This window comes from Pseudomonas sp. LY-1 (assembly GCF_053502595.1).
In genome coordinates, this window is record NZ_CP094353.1 from 1,163,163 (window position 1) to 1,183,703 (window position 20,541).

The 20,541-nt window shown below is 58.0% G+C and carries 18 protein-coding genes; 17 read left to right on the forward strand and 1 reads right to left on the reverse strand.

Annotation, left to right across the window (positions count from 1 at the left end):
• The 10 genes from MOQ67_RS05335 to MOQ67_RS05380 are packed head-to-tail and all read left to right on the forward strand — an operon-like array spanning window position 1 to window position 8,299.
• Window positions 1-348: a hypothetical protein gene (locus MOQ67_RS05335; RefSeq protein ID WP_448675857.1), complete on the forward strand. Its 348-nt coding sequence runs from the start codon at window positions 1-3 to the stop codon at window positions 346-348.
• Between the two features lies 1 nt (window position 349).
• A complete protein-coding gene (locus tag MOQ67_RS05340; protein WP_448675858.1) occupies window positions 350-2,044 on the forward strand; it encodes a portal protein in 1,695 nt (564 codons plus the stop codon).
• A complete protein-coding gene (locus tag MOQ67_RS05345; protein ID WP_448675859.1) occupies window positions 2,044-2,337 on the forward strand; it encodes a Bbp19 family protein in 294 nt (97 codons plus the stop codon). Before MOQ67_RS05340 ends, MOQ67_RS05345 begins: the two co-directional genes overlap by 1 nt.
• Window positions 2,334-3,047: a hypothetical protein gene (locus MOQ67_RS05350; RefSeq protein ID WP_448675860.1), complete on the forward strand. Its 714-nt coding sequence runs from the start codon at window positions 2,334-2,336 to the stop codon at window positions 3,045-3,047. The genes MOQ67_RS05345 and MOQ67_RS05350 overlap by 4 nt, the downstream gene beginning before the upstream one ends.
• 29 nt (window positions 3,048-3,076) lie before the next feature.
• Complete coding sequence (locus MOQ67_RS05355) at window positions 3,077-4,072, forward strand: major capsid protein (protein WP_078826087.1); 996 nt, start codon at window positions 3,077-3,079, stop codon at window positions 4,070-4,072.
• Between the two features lie 37 nt (window positions 4,073-4,109).
• Entirely contained in the window at window positions 4,110-4,502 is a 393-nt protein-coding gene (locus MOQ67_RS05360; RefSeq protein WP_448675861.1) for a Bbp16 family capsid cement protein, read from the forward strand.
• The gene (locus MOQ67_RS05365) at window positions 4,495-4,845 is read left to right on the forward strand and encodes a hypothetical protein (protein WP_448675862.1); all 351 of its coding nucleotides are present in this window, start codon (window positions 4,495-4,497) and stop codon (window positions 4,843-4,845) included. Before MOQ67_RS05360 ends, MOQ67_RS05365 begins: the two co-directional genes overlap by 8 nt.
• Before the next feature lie 58 nt (window positions 4,846-4,903).
• Entirely contained in the window at window positions 4,904-5,503 is a 600-nt protein-coding gene (locus MOQ67_RS05370; RefSeq protein WP_448675863.1) for a hypothetical protein, read from the forward strand.
• Complete coding sequence (locus MOQ67_RS05375) at window positions 5,500-7,842, forward strand: hypothetical protein (protein WP_448675864.1); 2,343 nt, start codon at window positions 5,500-5,502, stop codon at window positions 7,840-7,842. The genes MOQ67_RS05370 and MOQ67_RS05375 overlap by 4 nt, the downstream gene beginning before the upstream one ends.
• Window positions 7,829-8,299, forward strand: a complete 471-nt coding sequence (locus MOQ67_RS05380) for a phage protein Gp13 family protein (RefSeq protein ID WP_448675865.1) — start codon at window positions 7,829-7,831, stop codon at window positions 8,297-8,299. The genes MOQ67_RS05375 and MOQ67_RS05380 overlap by 14 nt, the downstream gene beginning before the upstream one ends.
• Here MOQ67_RS05380 and MOQ67_RS05385 read toward each other — a convergent pair.
• On the reverse strand, window positions 8,274-8,801 hold the full coding sequence (locus MOQ67_RS05385; RefSeq protein WP_448675866.1) for an HNH endonuclease: 528 nt from the start codon (window positions 8,799-8,801) through the stop codon (window positions 8,274-8,276). The genes MOQ67_RS05380 and MOQ67_RS05385 overlap by 26 nt on opposite strands.
• A 144-nt stretch (window positions 8,802-8,945) precedes the next feature.
• Here MOQ67_RS05385 and MOQ67_RS05390 point away from each other — a divergent pair, with 144 nt between their 5' ends.
• From MOQ67_RS05390 to MOQ67_RS05420, 7 genes are all read left to right on the forward strand, one after another.
• Window positions 8,946-9,407, forward strand: coding sequence for a virion core protein, T7 gp14 family (locus tag MOQ67_RS05390; protein WP_448675867.1), 462 nt, complete (start codon window positions 8,946-8,948; stop codon window positions 9,405-9,407).
• Window positions 9,408-11,444, forward strand: coding sequence for a hypothetical protein (locus MOQ67_RS05395; RefSeq protein ID WP_448675868.1), 2,037 nt, complete (start codon window positions 9,408-9,410; stop codon window positions 11,442-11,444).
• Entirely contained in the window at window positions 11,441-13,360 is a 1,920-nt protein-coding gene (locus tag MOQ67_RS05400) for a hypothetical protein (protein WP_448675869.1), read from the forward strand. Before MOQ67_RS05395 ends, MOQ67_RS05400 begins: the two co-directional genes overlap by 4 nt.
• Complete coding sequence (locus MOQ67_RS05405) at window positions 13,360-15,912, forward strand: hypothetical protein (protein WP_448675870.1); 2,553 nt, start codon at window positions 13,360-13,362, stop codon at window positions 15,910-15,912. The genes MOQ67_RS05400 and MOQ67_RS05405 overlap by 1 nt, the downstream gene beginning before the upstream one ends.
• Before the next feature lie 341 nt (window positions 15,913-16,253).
• Window positions 16,254-16,607, forward strand: coding sequence for a hypothetical protein (locus MOQ67_RS05410; protein WP_448675871.1), 354 nt, complete (start codon window positions 16,254-16,256; stop codon window positions 16,605-16,607).
• Between the two features lie 119 nt (window positions 16,608-16,726).
• On the forward strand, window positions 16,727-19,252 hold the full coding sequence (locus MOQ67_RS05415) for a GDSL-type esterase/lipase family protein (RefSeq protein ID WP_448675872.1): 2,526 nt from the start codon (window positions 16,727-16,729) through the stop codon (window positions 19,250-19,252).
• A 214-nt stretch (window positions 19,253-19,466) separates the two neighbouring features.
• Complete coding sequence (locus MOQ67_RS05420) at window positions 19,467-20,528, forward strand: acyltransferase family protein (protein ID WP_448675873.1); 1,062 nt, start codon at window positions 19,467-19,469, stop codon at window positions 20,526-20,528.
• Window positions 20,529-20,541 lie beyond the last annotated feature (13 nt).

Genomic DNA, 20,541 nt, shown 5'->3' on the forward strand with positions numbered 1-20,541 from the left:
ATGTGCGGAAAGAGCATCAAGAAACTGGTCAACAAGGTGGTCGAGCTCGACCCGTTGCGCGGCGGCGACGTGATCCTAGAGGGAATGGGGCTGCCGAACATGTTTGGCGAGAACACCGGCATGTTCAACAAGGCCGAGCGGGAGAAGGCTGCTGCCGAAGCGGCGGCGGGGTCCACTGTATCCAGTTCCACGGCGCCTACTACATCCAGTGACTCCGTACAGGCCGCTGTTGAGGCCGAACGCAAGCGCCGTTTGGCCCAGTCTGGGCAGAACGGCACCATCTTGACCGGTTCGTCTGGCGTGCTTGGCGGCGCCAGTACCGGGCAGAAAACGTTGTTGGGGGTGTAAGTTGGCCGACTCCCTGCGCGAATGCTGCGAGAAGCGCTACACCGCTCTCAAGAGCGAGCGCGACAGCAACTGGCTACCTGAGTGGAAAGAGCTGGGCGACTTCATCAGCCCGCGTTCTGGCCGCTGGTACAACACCGACACCAACGACGGCAAGCGCCGCGACCAGAAGATCATCAACCCGCAGGCCACGTTTGCGGCTCGCACGCTTGGCGCTGGTATGCACACCGGCATGACCAACCCATCGTCGCCGTGGGTGAAGTTCGGCACTCCTGACCCAAGCCTTATGGATTACGCACCGGTCAAGGCCTGGCTGTTCGCCGCCGAGACTGCCATGCGCGAAGTCATGGCCAGGTCGAACCTGTACAGCGTGCTGCCCAACCGCTACAGCGAAGAAGGCATTTTCGGTACTGCCCCGATGGTGGTGATGCCCGACGACAGCGATTTGCTGCGCTCGTACCCGCTGGCCGTGGGCAGTTACATGCTCGCCAACAACAGCCGCAACCAGGTGGACACGCTCTACCGCGACTTCCGCATGACTGCGCGACAGATGGAGCAGCAGTTCGGCAAGGACAAGATGGACACCGCGTCCAAGAATCTGCTCAGCAGCAAGCCTGATGCCTGGATCGACATCTGCCACGGGATCGAGCCCAACGACACCCGCGAGAAAGGCCGCAAGGACAATACCAATATGCCGTTCCGCTCCGTGTACTGGGAGAAGGGCGGCGACAAGGATTCAATGCTGCGTGAGTCCGGCTTCAAGGTGTTCCCGGTCATGGCGCCGCGCTGGGATGTGCTGGGTGAAGACGTTTACGGTACCGGCCCTGGCTCGATATGCATCGGCACCACCAAGGCCATCCAGTTGATGGAGCGCCGTAAGGCCGAGTTGCTGGAGAAGGGCGTACGCCCGCCCATGGGCGCGCCGGCCAGCCTCAAGAATCAGCGAGCGTCCATACTTCCGGGCAGCATCACCTACCTCAACGATATGCAGGTAGGGGCCAAGTTTGCGCCGTTGTATGAGGTACAGCCTGCGTGGTTGAGCGCGCTTCGCGGTGAGATATCCGCCGACAGTTCGATCATCGACACCGCGTTCTTCGTCGACCTGTTCCTGATGATCAGCCAGATGGACAGCGTGCGCACCGCGTATGAGATCGCCACCCGCAAGGAAGAAAAGCTGCTGATGCTCGGCCCGGTGCTGGAGCGCCAGACCGATGACCTGCTCGATCCGCTGGTCGACATGTACTTCAACCAGATGCTCGAGCAATCCATTCCCCGCTGGACCGGTATGTTGCCTGGTGCGCCGCTGTTGCCGCCGCCACCCAAAGAACTGGCCGACATGGACTTGCGCATTGAGTTCACCAGCATCCTGGCTCAGGCACAGAAAGCCATCGGTGTGTCCAGCATTGAGCGCGCTATCGGTTTCGCCGGCACCGTGGCCACCACCACACAAAGCCTGGAACCACTCGACCTACTCGATGGCGACGAAGCCATGCGCCAGTACTTCGAACTGATCGGTGTTCCGCCAACCATGGTGCGCGCTGACGATATGGTCACTCAGATCCGCGAGCAGCGCGCCCAGCAGCAACAAGCGGCTCAGATGCAGCAGGAGTTGGGCACGGCCATCCAAGGCGCCCAGGTTCTGAGCCAGACCGACACCGGCGGGGATAACGCCCTGACCGCGCTTGCGGGGGCTATGTAATGGCTGATCAGCAACCCACCGAACAGGAACTGCAGGACATCGCCGACTTCAAGTGGCTGATGGGCGACCACCGCGGGCGCCGCTTCATGTGGCGAACCCTCGGCCATTGCCGGCTGTTCCAGGGCTCAATCGGCCCCACCGACGCAATCACGAACTTCAACGAAGGCCAACGCAATGTTGGCCTTCTTCTTTTGAGCCAGGTGAACGACCTGACCCCATCGCTGTACGCGGTAATGGCTGCCGAGAACGCGCCGCAGCCGATCGATGAACAACCCCAGGAGACAGATGAATGAGCCCTTTGATGATGAAGCTGCTTGGCCGCGTGTACATGAGCGAAGTGGATGCGGGCGGTGGCGGCGGTGGTGCAGATGCTCCGGCACCAGCATCCGCAGCAGACGCTCCAGCTCCGGCGGCTGACAGCACTTTACTGACCCCGCCGGCACCAGCAGCTGCGCCGGCCCCTGATGCAGCAAAAACCCCGGAGCAGATCCAGCAGGACGCTGACGCGAAGGCCAAGACCGAAGCCGACGCCAAGCTCACTGGCGCGCCTGAGGCCTACGAGGATTTCAAGCTGCCCGAAGGCATGGAGATGGACGCCGATGTCCTGGGTGAATTCAAAGGCCTGGCCAAGGAACTGAACATTCCGCAGGACAAGGCCCAGAAGTTAATCGACTTCCAGACCCAGCTGGCGAGCAAGCAGGCCGAGCAGTACCAGGCCGCCGTCACCAAGCAAGCCCAGGACTGGGCAGCATCCATCAAGAACGACCCTGAAGTCGGCGGCGATAACTATGACAAGAGCGTAGCCAGCGCCATCAAGGTCATTCAGTCCTTCGGCGACCCGGCATTGACCGAGTTGCTGAATACCTCCGGGCTGGGCAACCACCCGGCGCTGTTCAAGTTCTGCCACCGCATCAGCTCTGCGATCTCGGAAGACAAGTTCGTCATGCCCGGCAGCCAGACCAACGCACCGAAAGAAATGAGCATCATCGACGCCTTCAAGTAAGGCCCTGACCAACCGTAGGAGATACACAGATGGGCATTTTGACCTCTACCATGCCGACCTTGCTGGATAAGTTCAGCCGGGAAGACAGCCAGAAGAAGATCATGAAGATCGTCGAGCTGATGGCCAAGCAGAACGATATCCTCATGGACGCCGAATACCAGGAGTGCAACGACGGCTCCAAGCACAAGACCACTATGCGCTCGGGTATCCCTGAGCCGACCTGGCGCCTATTCAACAAGGGCATTCAGCCAAGCAAATCCACCACCGTTCCGGTACTTGATACCACCGGCATGATGGAGGACTACGGCCTGGTCGATAAGGCGCTGGCCGATCTGTCGGGCAATGCTGATGCGTTCCGCGTGTCCGAGAACATCGCCAAGCTGCAAGGCTTCAACAACAAAGCCGCGCGCTACATGTTCTACGGCAACACCGGTTCGGAGCCTGAAGCGTTCCTCGGCCTGGCGCCGCGCTACAACAGCCTGGCAGCAGAATCCGGCGCGAACATCATCGACGCAGGCGGCACCGGCTCCACCAACGCATCGCTCTGGTTCGTTACCTGGGGTGAAATGACCACCCACCTGCTCTATCCGAAAGGCAGCGTGGCCGGCTTCCAGCACCGCAACTTGGGCGAAGACACCGTCAAGGACGCAGTCGGCGGCGAGTACCAGGCCTACCGTGACCACTTCAAGTGGGATATCGGCATGTCGGTACGTGACTGGCGCGCCAACGCCCGTATCGCCAACATCGATGTAACCGCTCTGACCGCTGATGGCGCCACCGGTGCCAAGCTGATCGAGCAGATGATCAAGGCCTACTACCTGCTGGAAAACCCAATGCAGGGTGAAGGTCGCACGGTCATTTACGCCAACCGCACCTTGCAGACCTTCCTGCACCTGCAGGCCATGAACTCCAAGAACGTGAACCTGACTATCGGCGAGTACGCCGGCAAGAAGATCCCCGAGTTCCTGGGCATCCCAATCAAGCGTGTTGACGCACTGCTGAACACCGAAGCCCGCGTAGTCTAACGACTGCGTGGTTTTCCCCTATCCCGGAGAAACCATCATGCTTTTTGACGCAAAGCTGCTCATGTCGAGCGCCCAGGCCATCACCGCCACGGCTGCATCGACCGACATCATCGACCGCGGCGACACCAAGGACGTGGGCCGCGCCGGTGATATTCCCCTGCTGATCCAGGTCGTTGAGGCATTCAACACCCTGACCAGCCTCACCATCGAACTGCAAACCGATGACAACTCGGCGTTCAGCTCCCCGCGCTCGCTGTTTCAGGTTGTGGTTCCGCTGGCTGACCTGAAGCTGGGTTACCAGACCCCAGTCATCACCCTGCCGCAGAAGACCGAGCGCTATCTGCGCTTCAACTACACCGTGACCGGCACCGCGCCCACCCTGGGTAAGGTAACCGCCGGCGTGGTCGCTGGAGTGCAGACCAATGCCTAAGCGCTATGAAGTGCTGGAGCGGTCGTTTATCAACGGCCAGCTCTATGAGCCAGGCGAAGTGCTGGTGCTGGAGATCGACAGCCCTGGCGGCAACCTCAAGCAGTTGGGCGGCGCGCCATCCGCCGGCAAGCCGGGCGCTGACGCGGCCGAGTACACCTCCAAGCACAATGGCGGTGGGCGTTTCATCATCCTCGACAAGAGCGGTGATCGCGTCGGTGAGTTCACCGGCAGCAAGGACGAAGCGGAAGCGGAAGCCGCGCGCCTTAACGCTGGCGGTGAGGTAGCCGGCAAGCCGGGCGCTGACCAGGAAGGTGCAAGCGGCAACGGTCTGCCGGACGCCTGATCACCAGCAACAACCCTCAGGGCCCTTCGGGGCCCTTTTCTATTTATGAGGTTCCCGAATGTCCAGCGACGTAGAGATTTGCAACATCGCCTTGTCGCGGGTTGCCCATACCCAGCCGATTGTCGCGCTCACTGAAAGAAGCAAGGCCGCCGAGCTGTGCCGGGTGTTTTATGGCCCGCTTCGTGAACTGGTGTTGCAGGCGTTCCCCTGGCCGTTCGCGGAGTCGATCGTTGCCCTGGCCAGCCTTGGCAGCCCCGCACCTGGCTGGGCGTACCGCTATCGCTATCCGGCTGATTGCTTGCTGGTACGCGACATCGTCCAGCCTGGATGGCGCCGGGCGCTTTCCAGTGACCAACAGATCCCCTTCAAGATTGGCTATGACGCCGGCGGCCGGGTGATTCACACCGACCATCCCGAGGCCGCATGCCGCTTTACCTTCAAGGTCGAGGACTCAACGTTCTTCGACCCGCAGTTCGCTGATGCGCTGGCTTGGCGTTTGGCAATGGATCTGGCGTTGCCGCTCAGCTCTAAGCCGGACCTGCAGCAGTTCGCTGCCCAGCAATACCAGACGGCCCTGACCCTGGCCGAGGGTTCAGCCTTCGAAGAGTCTCGGGACGATGTAGAGCCTGAATCTGAATTCATTACGGTGCGAGCATGAGCGGAGTACTTCAGCCGACCTTCGCGGCGGGCGAGCTGTCGCCATCGGCCAGCGCCCGTACCGATATCGCCCGGTACTACACCGGTCTGAAACTGTGCCGCAACTTCATGGTGATGCCATACGGCGGCGTGCGTAACCGGCCCGGCACAAAGTTTGTGTGTGAGGTCAAGGACTCGACCAAGCGTTGCCGCCTGATCCCGTTTCAGTTCAACGACGTGCAGACCTACATCCTCCAGTTCGGCGACACGAACATGCGCGTTATCAAGGATGGCGGCCAGGTGCTGTACAGCTCGGGGCCAAGCGTGGGCCAACCTTTCGAGCTGGCGCTGCCGTACACCCAGACTGATCTGGACCTGCTCAACTTCACCCAGTCGGCCGATGTAATGACGTTCGTTCAGCCGAGCTACAAGCCACGGGAGCTGAGTCGTCTTGCCCATGACAACTGGACCACGGCCGAGATCAACCTTGCGCCGCGCATCGCCGCGCCGGCGTCCGCAACCGCCGTAGCAGTAGCAGGCACGGGCGTACCTCAGACCTGGCGCTATCAGGTCACCGCTGTGCTTGATGACGGCAACACCCTGGATGAGTCCCTGCCTGCAACGTCGAACGGTGTCACGATCACCTCCGATATCGCCACGGCCACAATTACTTGGGCTGCTGTGCCTGGCGCGACGTACTACATCCTTTACAAAGACAACGCCGGTGCCGGGGTCTATGGGTTCATTGGGCGCGCCACCGGTACCACGTTCACCGATCAGAACATCACCTCCGTCAAGACGGACACGCCGCCGAACGGTAATGACCCGTTTGTGGGAGCGGGCAATTATCCGGGCGCGGTTGGCTACTACCAACAGCGCCTGGTGTTCGCCGGCAGCAACAACAACCCGCAAACGGTCTGGATGAGCAAGACCGGGCTGTTCAAGAACTTCGGGTACTCCGTCCCCAGCAAGGACGACGACGCCATCACGTTCACCATCGCCAGCACCGAAGTAAACCGCATGCGTCACCTGCTGGGCCTTCGCAAGCTGATGGGGCTCACCTCGGGCGGGGAGTGGAAATTCTCCGGCGCTGACACAGGGTTGACCGCCAAGACCGTTCAGGCGAGCCAAGAGGGCTATGACGGCTCAGCGACGGTTCGCCCCGTGGTGGTGGGTAACAGCGCGGTGTATGTCCAGGCGCGAGGCAGCCGGGTTTCCTCGTTTGGCTACTCCCTCAATGCCGACGGCTTTGCAGCGGATGACCTCACCCTGTTCAGCGCTCACCTTTTCCGAGGTCATGAGCTGACCAATGTGGCCTACCAGAAAATCCCTGACTCCATCGTCTGGTATGTGCGGGACGACGGCATCCTTCTTGGATTGACCTATCTGCCGGAGCAGCAGCTTGTGGGCTGGCACTGGCATGACACGGACGGGTTTATCGAGTCCATCGCCTGTATCCCCGAAGGCCAGGAAGACGCCCTGTACATGGTGGTCCGCCGCACCATCAACGGCGTACAGAAGCGCTACGTGGAACGGATGGCCAGCCGCCAGATCCTCAGCATTGAGGATGCCTTCTTCGTTGATTGTGGCCTGACCTACGATGGCCGAAACACCGATCAGGCCAAGACCATGATCCTTGGCGGAGGTACCACCTGGGAATACCCGGAACTGGTCAACATGTCGGCGGTGGGGCACGCACCATTCACCTCAGGGAGCATAGGTCACAACTACTCGCTCAAGCGCACCATTATCGACGCCAATGGTGATGCCAGTACGGACATCGTCAGGGTCGAGGTGGTGAGCGTACCAACCACAAGCGTGACTATCGTTAAGCTACTGATCGCCTGCCCTGAATCGCTGCGCACGCATGCAACGGCGGACTGGTCGCGCCAGGTCAAGACGCTGTCCGGCCTGGACCACCTGGAAGGGAAGACGGTTTCAATCCTGACCGATGGCAGCGTTCACCCGCAGCGCGTCGTATCGGGTGGGGCAATCACTTTGCAGGAATACGCAGGCATCGCACACGTCGGCCTGCAGTACATCTCCGATATGGAAACCCTCGACCTTGAGCTCAAAAACGCCAACGAAACCGTGCTCGACAAGAAGATTGCCGTAAACAACTTGACGGTGGTAGTCGAGGAATCGCGCGGAATCCTGGCTGGCTCGGATAAAAACCACCTATACGCAGTCAAGACCGACCGCGACCAGTATGAGCCGCCTATCCCAATGATGACTGGGCAGGCCGAGATCCCCATATCCAACAACTGGCAAGGTAAGGGCCGGGTGTTTATCCGCCAGTCCGACCCGCTGCCACTGTCAGTCCTGGCTGTTATCCCGGAGGTGACAATTGGCGGTCGCTGATGTTTTGCCGATCGAGCCGGAGGACATCCCGGCAATCCTGCGTGACGTGCGCCAGGCGGATATCGACGAGATTGTCGAAGGCCTGGGTATCTCGCTCGAGCAGGAACTGATGTCAGGTATCAGTGAAAGCCTCAACGCCCGCAAGATCGTAGTGGGCGGGCACATAGTCGCCGTGTTCGGTGATGCTGTGCACAGCGTTCTGGGCTCCATTGGCGTGCCATGGCTGATCAGCACCACGCACGTAGAGCGTCACGCGCGGGCCTTCCTCAAGGTCTGCAAGCCCGAAGTGCAAGGGATGCTCACCCGGCACCGCCACCTCATCAACTACGTCGACGCCCGCAACACCTCGGCCATTCGCTGGCTGAAATGGCTGGGCTTCGACTTCGGCGAGGCCGTCCCTTACGGGCCAAAGCGCCTGCCGTTTTTCTGTTTCAGGATGGAGCGCGGCCATGATTGACATGAAAGCCATGTCGAATTTCTTCGGATTTTCTAGCGCAGACAGCATCGAATATTGTGTCGTAACAACCAATGTGCGTGGTCCTTCCATTGACTCTGAACTGAACTATAAAGCGCCCTGTTTGGGAGCTCATATGCACTCCGTTTACGCCCGTCTTATTTCGACTATGCCGCTTTTGGTTTCTTCCGTTCTCAAGCTGTGGTACGTCGCGAAGATTTTCAAGGCGGTTGTCAGAAGGATCCCCGTTTATATGGTCAATATTTTTACTTGGCCAACTGCCGTATTGGTAGAACCACGCAAGACGGTGTGCTTCCCATATGCCGCCGAAAATGCTGATCCTTATATTGCCTCTGCGCTTGGTCCTTGTACCCATGACATCGCCAGCCTTCCAGCGCGGGAACCTGCATCCAAATTGGTTTCCTCCTGCGTCTTTAAGGCGCGTGAATATCCCCGTTTCTGGGTCGTAATGAACGTATTCCTTAAGCTGTTCTTGGGTGAACATTTGGGCACCTTAGTCAAGGCGGTCTGAGGGTTGCGGCAGCCACTGACTAGGTGGGGTTCGGGTTGCATCCATAGCCGCGCAACTAGTCTACCGATATCAATTGGCATCAGGCAAAGCCTGAAATGGAAGTGACTTATTTGCTGGATGGCTTTAATACCCGTGGCCATTGGCCTGGCGGGCAGCATGATGCAGGCCCAGGGCCAAAAGCAGAACGCTGCATTTCAGTCGGACATGATGCAGCAGAACGCCGGGTTTAAACGGCAGACGGCTCAGGAGGTCCTTAATGCTGGCGACACCTCGGCGGACTGGCAGCGCGTGCGGACCGGGCAGGCGATTGGCACCCAGCGCAGCGTGCAGGCCGCCAACGGGATCGACGTGAACAGTGGCAGCGCTGCGCAGTTGCAGGACGACACCGCCATGCTCGGCGAGCTGGATGCCCTGACGATCCAGAACAACGCCGCGCGCGAAGCATACGGCTATCGCGTACAGGCCAAACAAGACCTGCTGAACGCCAACCAGACCGTACAGAACGGCAACACTGCCGCCACAGGCTCAATCCTCGGCGGCTTGGGTAGCGCCTTTGGCTCATTCGCGGGGGCTCGATAAATGCCACGGGTACCGACATACGACACGGCGCAGGTCCAGCAGCAGCCGACCAGACCTATTCAGTTGCAGGGCGTTGCACCTGACACCACGTCTATTGCCCAGGGGCTACAAACGCTTGGGCGCGGCGCACAGATGCTCATGGACAAGGAGCGCGAGAAAGCCGACACCGCGTTACTGATGGATGCCGATAACCAGCTCACCAAGTGGCAGCAGCAGTCCATGTACGGCGAGAACGGCGCCTACACCCGTAAGGGCCAGAACGCCCTGGATGTCACCAATCAAACCCTGGACCAATTCGAAAAGGCCCAGGCAGAGATTGCCAAAACCCTGACCAACGATCAGCAGAAGGCCAGGTATGCGCAGATCGTCAACAGCCGCCGCAACTCCCTGTCCAGTGACCTGAACCGGTACGAGTACGGCGAGCGGCAGAACTATTACGGCCAGGTCGAAAACGGGCAGATTGCGACATCTATGCAGGGTGCAGCACTTGATTACCGCGACCCGGCAAAGGTGCAGCAGTACCGGAGCAAGATTGACGCGGTGCTTGATAGTCGCGCCCAACGCCTTGGCCTTTCCCCTGAGGCTGCTCAAGCCGAAAAGCTGAAATACAACAGCTCACTTGTTTCCGACGTATTGCAACGTCAGGCCACCGATAACCCATATGAAGCGCAGAAAAGCCTCAAGCAGTTCGAGGGCGCCATGACCGCCGATGACTTGGTGCGCGTTGGCGGCATGATTGAGGGAAAGGTAGACCGGCTGCAGCAAAGGGCCGAGATGGCCCAGCTTCGCAACGAAGCCAAGGCCGAGCGCACGCTGGGCAAGATCAACGCCCAAATATCTAGCGGCATTCCTGCCACAGATGAAATGTGGAAACAGTGGGGGAGCCAGGTCCGTGGCACGCCTGCTCAGGCTGAGTTCAACGAGTTGATCAAGCAGGAGGTGGATACGCAAAAAATTCTTCGACTGCCCATAGATCAGCAGATTGCGGCGATAAACTCCAAAACCGCCAAGCTTCAAAAAGAGGGCGGAACTATCGCCGATGCCACGAACCTCAACAGGCTTTCCCGGGCCGTAGATGCCTCGGCGAAGATGATGACCGAATCGCCAATTGATTACTTTCAGCAGCGCCTGGGTGGTGATGTCGCCCCCGTAGACCTGAACTCCCCTGATCTTGGAGCGGTGCTGACTGATCGCGTCTCAGCCATTCAGGGCATGCAGCAGAAATTCGGATCGACCGTGGCGATGAAGCCGCTTCTGCCGCAAGAGGCCAAGCAGATCAGCGCCCAGCTCGCCGATATGTCTCCCGAGCAACAGAGCCAACTGTTTGCGACCTTGCACAGCGCCATGGGCGACGACAAAGCCTACTCCGGAGCCATGCAGCAGATTGCACCTGACTCTCCGATACGCGCTCTTACCGGTCTGCTGGCGGGCAAGCAGCGATCCATGGTCACAAACACCAATTGGTTTAAGCCTGACGACGTTGTCACCAGTGGAGACGTGGCCAAGACCATGGCCCTCGGTGAGTCGATCCTGAACAAGTCCAAAACTGAAAAGGGTTCAGACGGCAAGGGAGCATCCTTTCCATTGCCAAAACAGGAGGATTTCCAGCTTGAGCTGAACAAGCAACTGGGCAACGTTTTTGCTGGGCAACCCCAGTCCTACCAGCTAGCTGCCCAGGCTGTGAAGTCTTATTACACAGGGGCCGCAGCAGAGAAGGGGAACGTATCCGGTGTGGTCGACCGCAGCTTGTTGCGCGAGTCGATCAAGGCCTCCGTTGGCGAGGTGGTCGACTTCAATGGCGGTAAAACCTTGGCACCGTGGGGGATGCCTGGGCATACATTCCGCGACATCGCTACTGATCGGCTGGTGGGTACGATGAAGGCCCAAGGTATGAGCGAGGCGGACATCGCAACCGCTGATGCATTGACACTGCGCCAGTACAAAGACGGCATCTACTACGTCATGCAGGGCCAGCAATTCAAATACGGTGCCGATGGCAAGCCGCTAATGGTCAATGTCAATGAGGACGCGCAATGAGCCTTATAGGCGATCTGGCATTCAGCGACCAGCGCACTCTTGAGCAGGATGCGCTGGCCAATCCTGCTACGACCCTACCTGATCCCGGCTTCTGGGACGGATCAGGAACTGCGCTGTTCAGCGGTATCGGCCAGGGCCTTGCCCAGCTGACTCTGCAGGCGGCCCAGTACGGCAACGATCCTACGCAGATGATATCGCTCAACATTGAAAGCGATGAAGATAACCTTGCCCGCCGCGAACAAATCGGCGATATGCGCAATGAGCTGACAGAGCGTATGCGTCCTGACGCGGCCACCAGTGGCACGGCGGCGCAGGTTCTTTTCGGCCTGGGTGATGCCGGTTCTCGGTTTGCGTTTGGCCTTGCTTCTGGCGGTATGCCGGTTGGCGCACTGACTGCCGGATCGTCGATGGGTGAGCAGCGATTTACCGAGCTGAAAGGCCAGGGTGTTGATACCAAAACGGCCGCGATTGCTGGTGTGATCGAAGGCAGTGTTATCGGCGCCGGGGCCTTCCTGCCCGCTGCTCGCCTGTTTAGCGCTCCAGCTGTCGACCTGGCCGCGACTGCTGGAGCTAACGTGGGCCTGGGTATCGCTGCCCGTGGCGGCGTTGGGGCGGTGCTGGAAAAGAATGGGTATACGCAGCAGGCCCAGCAATACAAGGCGCTGGATGCGACTGGTCTTGCCGTTGACGGATTGCTGGGCGGCCTGTTTTGGGTGGCAGGCCGTGCCATGACTCGGGGAGTTTCGGCTGGGGAGGTTGACGCCGCTTTGGCGGCAAACAATGGGCTTCACCATCAGCACGGAACCGCACCAGGCGCGCCAGTGGATGCGCCCTCAAGTATCGCGCATCAGGCAGCCCTTGATCAGGCCATTGCGCAACTCGGCCGGGGAGAGCCAGTCAACTTGGGTGGCATGGCGGATGGCGCGACTTTCATCAGGACCGACAAGGTCGGACCGCGTCGCGAGGTGGTTCGCCAGCAGGCCGAGCAAGAGGTGTTCGCGGCCGCGCGCGCCGAACTGGAGCCGGTCGCCGCATCGGGCTTACCAAATGTGCGGGATCTGCGCACCGAGTTGGGATCCCTGCAAAAGACCGTAGACGGCCTGGACGGTACCTACCGCGAATCAGCCAAGGCGTTCCAGCGGCAGGGTATGAGCCGTAAACAGGCCGAGCGCGCCACGCGGGACAGCATCGCTGAGCAGCGACAAGCTGCCCAAACAAGAATGAACGAGATCAACCAGGCGCTTGATGGTAACCGTGCAGCTGAGCGAGCTGGCGCAGACCTGGCTGCCATGGACCGTGGACAGGTACCGGACCGCTTTGCAGGTAAGGTCGACGAACGCGCCGAGCAGATCGGCAACGCATTCAAGCGTACAGCCATTGCCAGCAGCGTTTCTCCCGACCACGGCGCAGCACTGATGCGTGCTGCCGGCAAGGAAATGGAACGGCTGTTACGGGAGGGCGGGCATATCGTTGACGATATAGAAGCGGCCCCGGTCCGAGATCTTGACGCTGGCGCAGTTGCTCGACCGGGTGGCGAGGCACCCAGAGCGCCGGAATCAACAGCGCCTCCAGACATCTCAGTTCAGCCCGAAGGCGCACGCGCAGGTGCCGAGCAGCAGGGGCAGCCAACGCAAGAGGCGCCGACACCTGGCCCTGAACAGATCCGCGAGCCTTCAGCGGCTGCCACAGACCCACTGGCCGATATTGACACCGCATTACCAGCGCTCATTGATTCCATTGTTTCAGGTGAACGCGATGTGCAAGTTCCCACCGGGGCATTCAATGAGGATGGTTCAGCGGTCACCGTGTCTGCCCGCGAAATGTTGGCCGAGGCAGATGGAAACATCGCCCGTGCTGAAAATGACTCGAAAGGGTTTCTTGCTGCCGCCCTGTGCGCGCTGAGGTTTGGTAACTGATGAAACAACAATGTATCCAGGCGGTTCAGCAGGCCATTGGCCGCACGCTCAACCAAGCCGAAATCAAAGACATTCAGGCCCGCATTTCTCGGAACATGCGTCAGCTCGCTCAAACAGATCCCGCTTGGCAGTCGTTAACCGCGGCGGATCGCCTGACCCAGGCGGCGAGCAGTGCGGCCAAGGAATTGCGCGCCGAGGCGGAAAAGAGCAAGCAGCGCGTGGGGTTGACCATCCTGGCGCATGACCGCGTTGCCAACTACATGAAGCAATTCCCGGATGACCCGCTACTGGCGCTTGACCGGATGCTGGCTTTTTCCTCCGACGGTCCCGGCATATTCTCGATTGAGTCGGCAACGAACGGGATTCGCGCGGAAGCCATGGGCAGCATGCTGGATGCCATCGACTTCACCAGGGGCAAGATGATGGGGCTGTTCGCCGATGCCGAAAAGGCCCGTTCTCTGGTGCAGGAGCTCCACGGGGAGAACAGTGGTGTTCCCGAGGCGAAGGTGGCCGCAAAGCAGTTTCATGACATCGCGGAAAGACTGCGGCAGCGGTTCAACCGGGCGGGCGGTGATGTTGGTCGACTTGATGATTGGGCAATCCCGCGCAGCCATAGCCAGTTGAAGGTGGCGCGCAATAAGGATGCCTGGATTAATGACCATGTGGCCTGGGCCAACCGTTCCAAGTACCTCAACGAAGACGGCAGCCGCATGACCGACGCGGAGCTGAACGAGTTCTTCGGCCATGCCTGGGAGACGGTGTCTACCGGCGGCGTCAACAAGATCACGCCAGGTAGGGTAACCGGTGGCAGCGCCCGCGCGAACAGAGGCAGCGAATCCCGCCAGATCCATTACCGCGATTCTGAGGCCTACATGGCAGCCCAGGCGAAGTACGGCGACCGGGGGTTGATGGACCTTATGTTCGGCCACATCGATCGCGCCGCCAGGGATATTGCCTTGGTCGAAACCCTGGGCCCAAACCCTAACAACGCCATGCGCTTTCACACCGAGACCGCCTACAAGCAGGCCGTCTCAGCCAAGCCCGAGAAGATGAAAGCCTTGGGTAAGAAAGTTCGGCGCCTGGAGAACCTGTACATCGAGGTGGCCGGCACCCGAGAGCCACCGGCATCGGCGCGCTTGGCCAATGCCTTCGACACCTACCGAGCGACCAACGTGGCCGGTAAGTTGGGATCTGCGGTAATCACCGGGCTTAGTGACCAAGGAACCATTGCCCTTACTTCAAAGCTCAATGGAATGCCGGTGATGAAGGTATTCGCCAATGAAGCTCGGATGCTTAACCCGGGCGACGCCACGCACCGCCGCACCGCCATGCGCGCTGGCCTGGGCATTGATCAATTGATTGGCAGCCTCAGCCGCTGGGGAACAGAGGGGCTTGGCATTGATGGCGAGGTAGCCGGCCGGATGTCCAAGTACTCGCAGACGGCTGCCACCAAAGTCCTGCAGTTGTCTGGCATGAATGCGATCGATGGCGGAAACCGCCGCGCGTTCGGTGCCGTAATGATGGACGTGACCGGCGATCTTACCCGGCGCTTTGACTCTTTGGCTGCGCTTGAGGCTGGCGACAGGAAGATCATGCAGTCACGCGGCATAACTGACCAGGACTGGTCTGTATGGCGTCTGGCCCAGCCTGAGGATTGGCGTGGAGCTGGCGACCAGGTGTTGACCGCCGGAAGTATCTACCGCATTGCGGATGCTGATCTGGCGCCGCTGGTTGGGCAGTTGGGTGTATCCGCCAGTCGGCTCAGGGAGCAGGCCGCCACCAAGCTGCTGGGCGTTGTCCTTGATGAGACCAGCATGGCGATACCTGCACCGGGTGCCCGTGAGCGCGCATTCATGCATGGCAACAACAAGCGCGGTGAATGGAGCGGGGAGTTGATGCGCAGCTTCTGGCAGTTCAAATCATTCTCCGTATCGATGATTTCCAAGCACTTCAAGCGCGCGCTGGCACAGGAAACTGGCTGGGGAAAGGCTGGTTACACTGCCGCACTGTTCGCCACCACCACCGTACTCGGTGCGATGGCACTTCAACTCAACGAGATAGCCAGCGGCCGCGACCCAAAGAACATGGCGGACGATAAGCTGGGCGGTATTCCGGGCCTTCGTTTTGGCATGGCCGCCATGCTCAAAGGCGGTGCTCTGTCGCTATACGGTGACTTCCTGTTTTCCAACACCACGCAAGGCGGCACATCTGCGGTGGCGGCGTTCCTCGGGCCACTTGCCGGCGACGTAGAGACAGTGCTCAACCTGCGCGGGATGACTGCCAACGCCGTACTTGACGATAAAGACCCTTCAAGCATTGGTGCGCGCCTGCTCCAGCTGGGCAAAGGGCACATCCCTGGTGCAAACCTCTGGTACACCAAGGCCGCCACGGACCACATGATTTTCCATCAGTTGCAGGAATACTTCTCGCCCGGCTACCTTAGCCGCATGGAGCAACGCGCGCAGAAAGATTTCGGGCAAAGCTTCTGGTGGGAGCCGGGGGAAATAGCCCCGTCGAGGCCGCCTAACGTTGGGGCATCTTTAGGAGATTGAATGTGCGAGTGCTTGCCGTGTTGTTGAATGTCGCCCTAATTGTCACTGTGGCGGTGCTGCTATATGGCAACGGGGTGCCTCATGACGAAGAGGCATTTCTAGCGGCCCTGATGCTTCTGGCTCCTGCGTCTGCGCTGATAGTGTTGCTGCTTGAGAAGCACCAAAAAAGCGAGAGCCTTATAGCTTTGTACTTAAAGAGGCGCCGGCTTGAGGAGACTCAGAGGATCAGGGATTTATCCGAGTGACTTACAGACCCCGCGGCGGGGTTTCCTTTGGGGGCGCGGCATTCGACAATCGAGTTAAGCATTAACTATCGAAGGCCACGAATAGGGCGAAACAATATGAAATGGATGATCGCAATTTATTTTCTGATTGTGAGTGTTGAGGCATCAGCGTTTGGCCTCGGTGACATGGAAAGCCTCGTCGGCAAGACAGTAGTGGCTGGCGGGCGGACAGAAAGTGTTGAGTGCCCACCAAACGGCAAATACAACTGCGCCACATGGCCTTTCAACCTACTAAAAATACCTGGGAAAAATGTTTGCTTTACCGCTGATAACGCGCGCTGCAGCTTCTCGTGCAAGGGGTTTCTCGCGATGGGGGATGACAAGCAGATATTTTTCTTCCAAACAGAAACCATCGGTGACGACCTGAACAGCTCGTCAGTGCAGCTTGTGAAGTGCCCCGACGTTTACTAACGGACAAATTTAAACAACCCGCTTCGGCGGGTTTTTTTATGCCCTGAAAACAGCACGCCTCCCCATCGAAGCCCGCCTTGAGCGGGCTTTTTTTTGCCCAAAGGAAAGGAGTCACAACCGTGACCGTCAACACAATCAGCAGCGTTGCAGAGTTTGAGACCAATGGGGTGACGACCAATTACCCGTTCTATTTCAAGTTCCTGGCAAATGAGGATCTGGTCGTTACCTACGTTGACCCGCTGGGCGTCAGCTCAACACTGACCCTCGGCACGCACTACTCCGCGAATGGCGCAGGCAATGACCAGGGCGGCAGCGTTGTAACCACTACCGCATTGGCTGGCCCTGGACAGCTTGTGGTGTCGCGCGAAATGGATGTCTACCAACAAACCAGCCTGCGCAACCAGGGCAAGTTCCTGGCCGAAACGCACGAGGATGTTTTCGACAGGTTGACGATGCTGATTCAGCAAGGCTTCGCAATTTTCAAGCGAGCCTTGGTCCGCCCGTATGGTCGCGACTATTACGATGCTGAAAACCGAAATATTTCAAATCTCAAAGATCCCATTTCCGCACAGGACGCAGCGACTAATAATTGGGTGCGTACATATCTGGCCGCTGTGCTTGGCGCCATCACAGGCCCAATCAACAACGCGCTGAACATCTTTTTCAAGGGGCCGGACAATCTCAACTATGTGGTGCAGGACTTGTCCGATAAGTTTGATCCGGCTAAGGGGGCTGCTCTTGTTGGGTATCAAGGAAGGAGTTTGCGCACAAAACTTCTTGAGCGCGTATCTATTGCAGATACAGCTGGCGTCGATGATGGCGTTTTCGATAATGCGGCGTCTTTTATTGCTGCGAAGGCGCTTGTTGCTTCGGGTGGGGTGATTTATTTTCAGCGACAGCGTGCAAACTCAAACTACCTGATTTCTGGATCGCCTGATTTTTCTAATGTTATTCTTGATGTTGACGAAGGAGTAAAGATCACTGGCGGATTTATTCCACCCACTAACCTGCGAGTGCGCAGAAGCTCTACATTAATAAATAGCACTCAGAATTACCCGTATGAGCTTTCGTCACAATACAAAAAGCCTTGGGCAGATCGTTCAATCTTTATGTCTGATGGGGATAAAGACAATTCCTTCATTACAGCTCTCAATACGACAAACGATTTTGTCTCACTAAGCACTGACTATTTAACTGGTGATGTTTTTGCAGCCTCGTCCGCTGTTCCGCAGACAGATGGAATCTTCTGGAGTCAAACAAATACCGCAAAGCTGTTTGCCTCTATGACATCAAACTGCCGCCCAGGCGATGAGATTACTTGTTCATTCAGCACTGGTGGAGCCTATACCCGCGTAGCGATCATCAGGACCACTGCCGGTTATCACATGGTCTCCTGCGTATCTGGTAACGCGCAGCCGAATTTCACTTATAAACCTATAGGTTCTGCCGCTACTACAAATGCCTTCACATTCACTGGTCAGGGCACGTATCAGAGTTACTACGGCGAGAATAGCCATTGGGGCATTCGCATCTACGATCACCAGTCGTATTCTGTTCTTTGGAGTGGGCAGGAGATTACTGGTAAGCAGATCGCCAACGGAACCATTATCCAGGTAGGCTTCGGCTGGGTTCCTGGAACTGTTACAGCAATCAGCATGCAGGGTTTCGCTCGCGCTCGTAATGTAGTTACCGGCGGCAAGAGAGATATTAGCGTTCTTACTGTTGGCGACTCTCTTAGCGAGCCAATCCAAGGAGGTTGGCAGTCAGCCCTTCAGGAAGCTATGGACCTAACCGATGGTATCCGCATAAACGCCGTTATCAACCAGGCAATAGGCGGACAAACATCTGCACAGCAATTGGCAATTCTGCAATCCCAGGGGATTCAGGGATGTCAGTACGTTTTTCTTAACGTCGGAACTAACGATATCCAGCAAGGGGTTGCGCCGGCAACAACAATTTCGAACGTTTCGGCAATGATTGATTATGTTCGTGCTCAAGGCGCAAACCCAATCACATGGATACCGCCTCTTTGGTATCCAAATACATTCACCTCTGGAACTGGTCAGAACACCTCAGGCTATCAGTCTGGATCTGCTTTGAGAGTTCTGCTGCTAAGGCTTGCCGGCACTAAGACCTGCAAGTGTGTAGACCTGACGCAGGTCATGGGGACAGCCGTGGCCGATTATCGCAATAACTACATAACATCCGGGTTTGATCCAGTCCTACGCGACAACATTCACCCAACAACCTACGGCTACAGAATGATCGGGTGGGCGCTCGCTAAGGCGCTTCTAAGCTTGCATGGAGGGGTAATATCGCGGGAGCAGGATCAGACATTCCTGCCATCCTCAGGCCTTAAAAATGGGTGGGGAATGACGTTTGACCCGCCGACATTCAGCTTCAATGCTTCCGGTGAGCTTAAGCTAACTGGCGTGCTTGACGCCGGCACGGTAACGGCCGGCACTGTCATGTACACGCTGCCTGAGACCATGAGGCCAGTTCGCACGTCGAGAACGACGGTTCCGACAAACAATGGTAGCTGTTCGCTCCAAGTTGCAACCAGTGGCGATGTCTCACTTATCACGGCAGCAACAGGAGCAATATGGGTGTCGATTGATATCCCAGCTTTCAAAACGCTGCAATAGCTATTTCTGTGAGTTTGCAGCAGGGGTGCCGCGCCCAAGATCAATGGAAGACGGGCCAAGCAATGCGGCGGCTACTGCTGCAGCGACAAGGAATGTAAAAACAAGTACGTTTGATTTAGTGAGCACTTTGGTGGTCCTGATTAGGTGTGCGCGAAGAATAGGCGATTAAGCCGTTTGCGGCTATCATCGCGCGCACATTTTATGGGGGCTGTAAATGAAATTCTATAACCTTCAGGCCATGCGCGGCGTTGCTGCGTGCATGGTCTTTCTAATTTACCTGCTCAGCACCAAGCATGGGCTTGGCGCTGACTGGTTTCTGTACAAATGGTGGTGGGTTGGTCCGGCTGGCGTAGATCTGTTCTTCGTCATATCGGGCTTCATCGTCTGCTACACGGCGGCGAAGGCTGGTCGAGAGGATCTTGCCCCGATAGTGGCTGCTTCGCGCTTCGGTATAAAGCGGCTGTTTCGAGTATATCCCGTGTACTGGGTTGTTCTGGCAATGTCATTTGCTCTTGCTCCGTATGTGCAGACCTCAGATCCCAGCATGGCGGCTGAGCGCGTTTGGCGCCTGATAACGCTTACCACCACGAACAACAACAGGGTGGTGCTTGCATGGACGCTTTTCTATGAACTGTTTTTCTACTTGGTTCTGGCGCTGATTATCTTGATTAGGCCGAAACAGGTTTACGAAATGGTGCTGGGCTGGATAGTAATCCAGATTGCACTGACCATGTGGGCGAGCGGGTATGGGCTCGATATGCTTCGCATTGTTCCTTTGAGCCCGCTTATCCTTGAATTCGGCGCCGGTTGCATCCTGGCATTCATGGTTGACCGTGGCGTAAAATCCTATGGCTGGCAGTCACTAGCGGCAGGCGCCGTACTGTTTTGCTTTGCTGTATGGGGTCATTCTCAGAACGGCAATTGGGGGGCTTGGTGGAGAGCTCTCTACTTCACTATCCCTTTTGCCCTGATTGTGTATGGCGCCATTGCAATTGAGATATCCAGCGGGGTTACGCTGCCTAAGTGGTTGCAGCGCGTAGGCGATTCTTCCTACTCGATCTACATCTGGCACCAGTTGGTGCTGGCGGTACTGCTCAAGCTGACCGAAATGTCCGGGCTATTCGATGCCTTGCCGGGCCTGATGATCCTGTTCATCTGGGGCGCGATAGCACTCGCTTTCGGGTTCCTGAGCTACCAAGTGATCGAGAAACCAAGCCAGAACTGGATACACCGCGTAATGAAACCTAAAGAGCGCAAGGAATTGGCGCACATTTAATAGGGATGGCAGA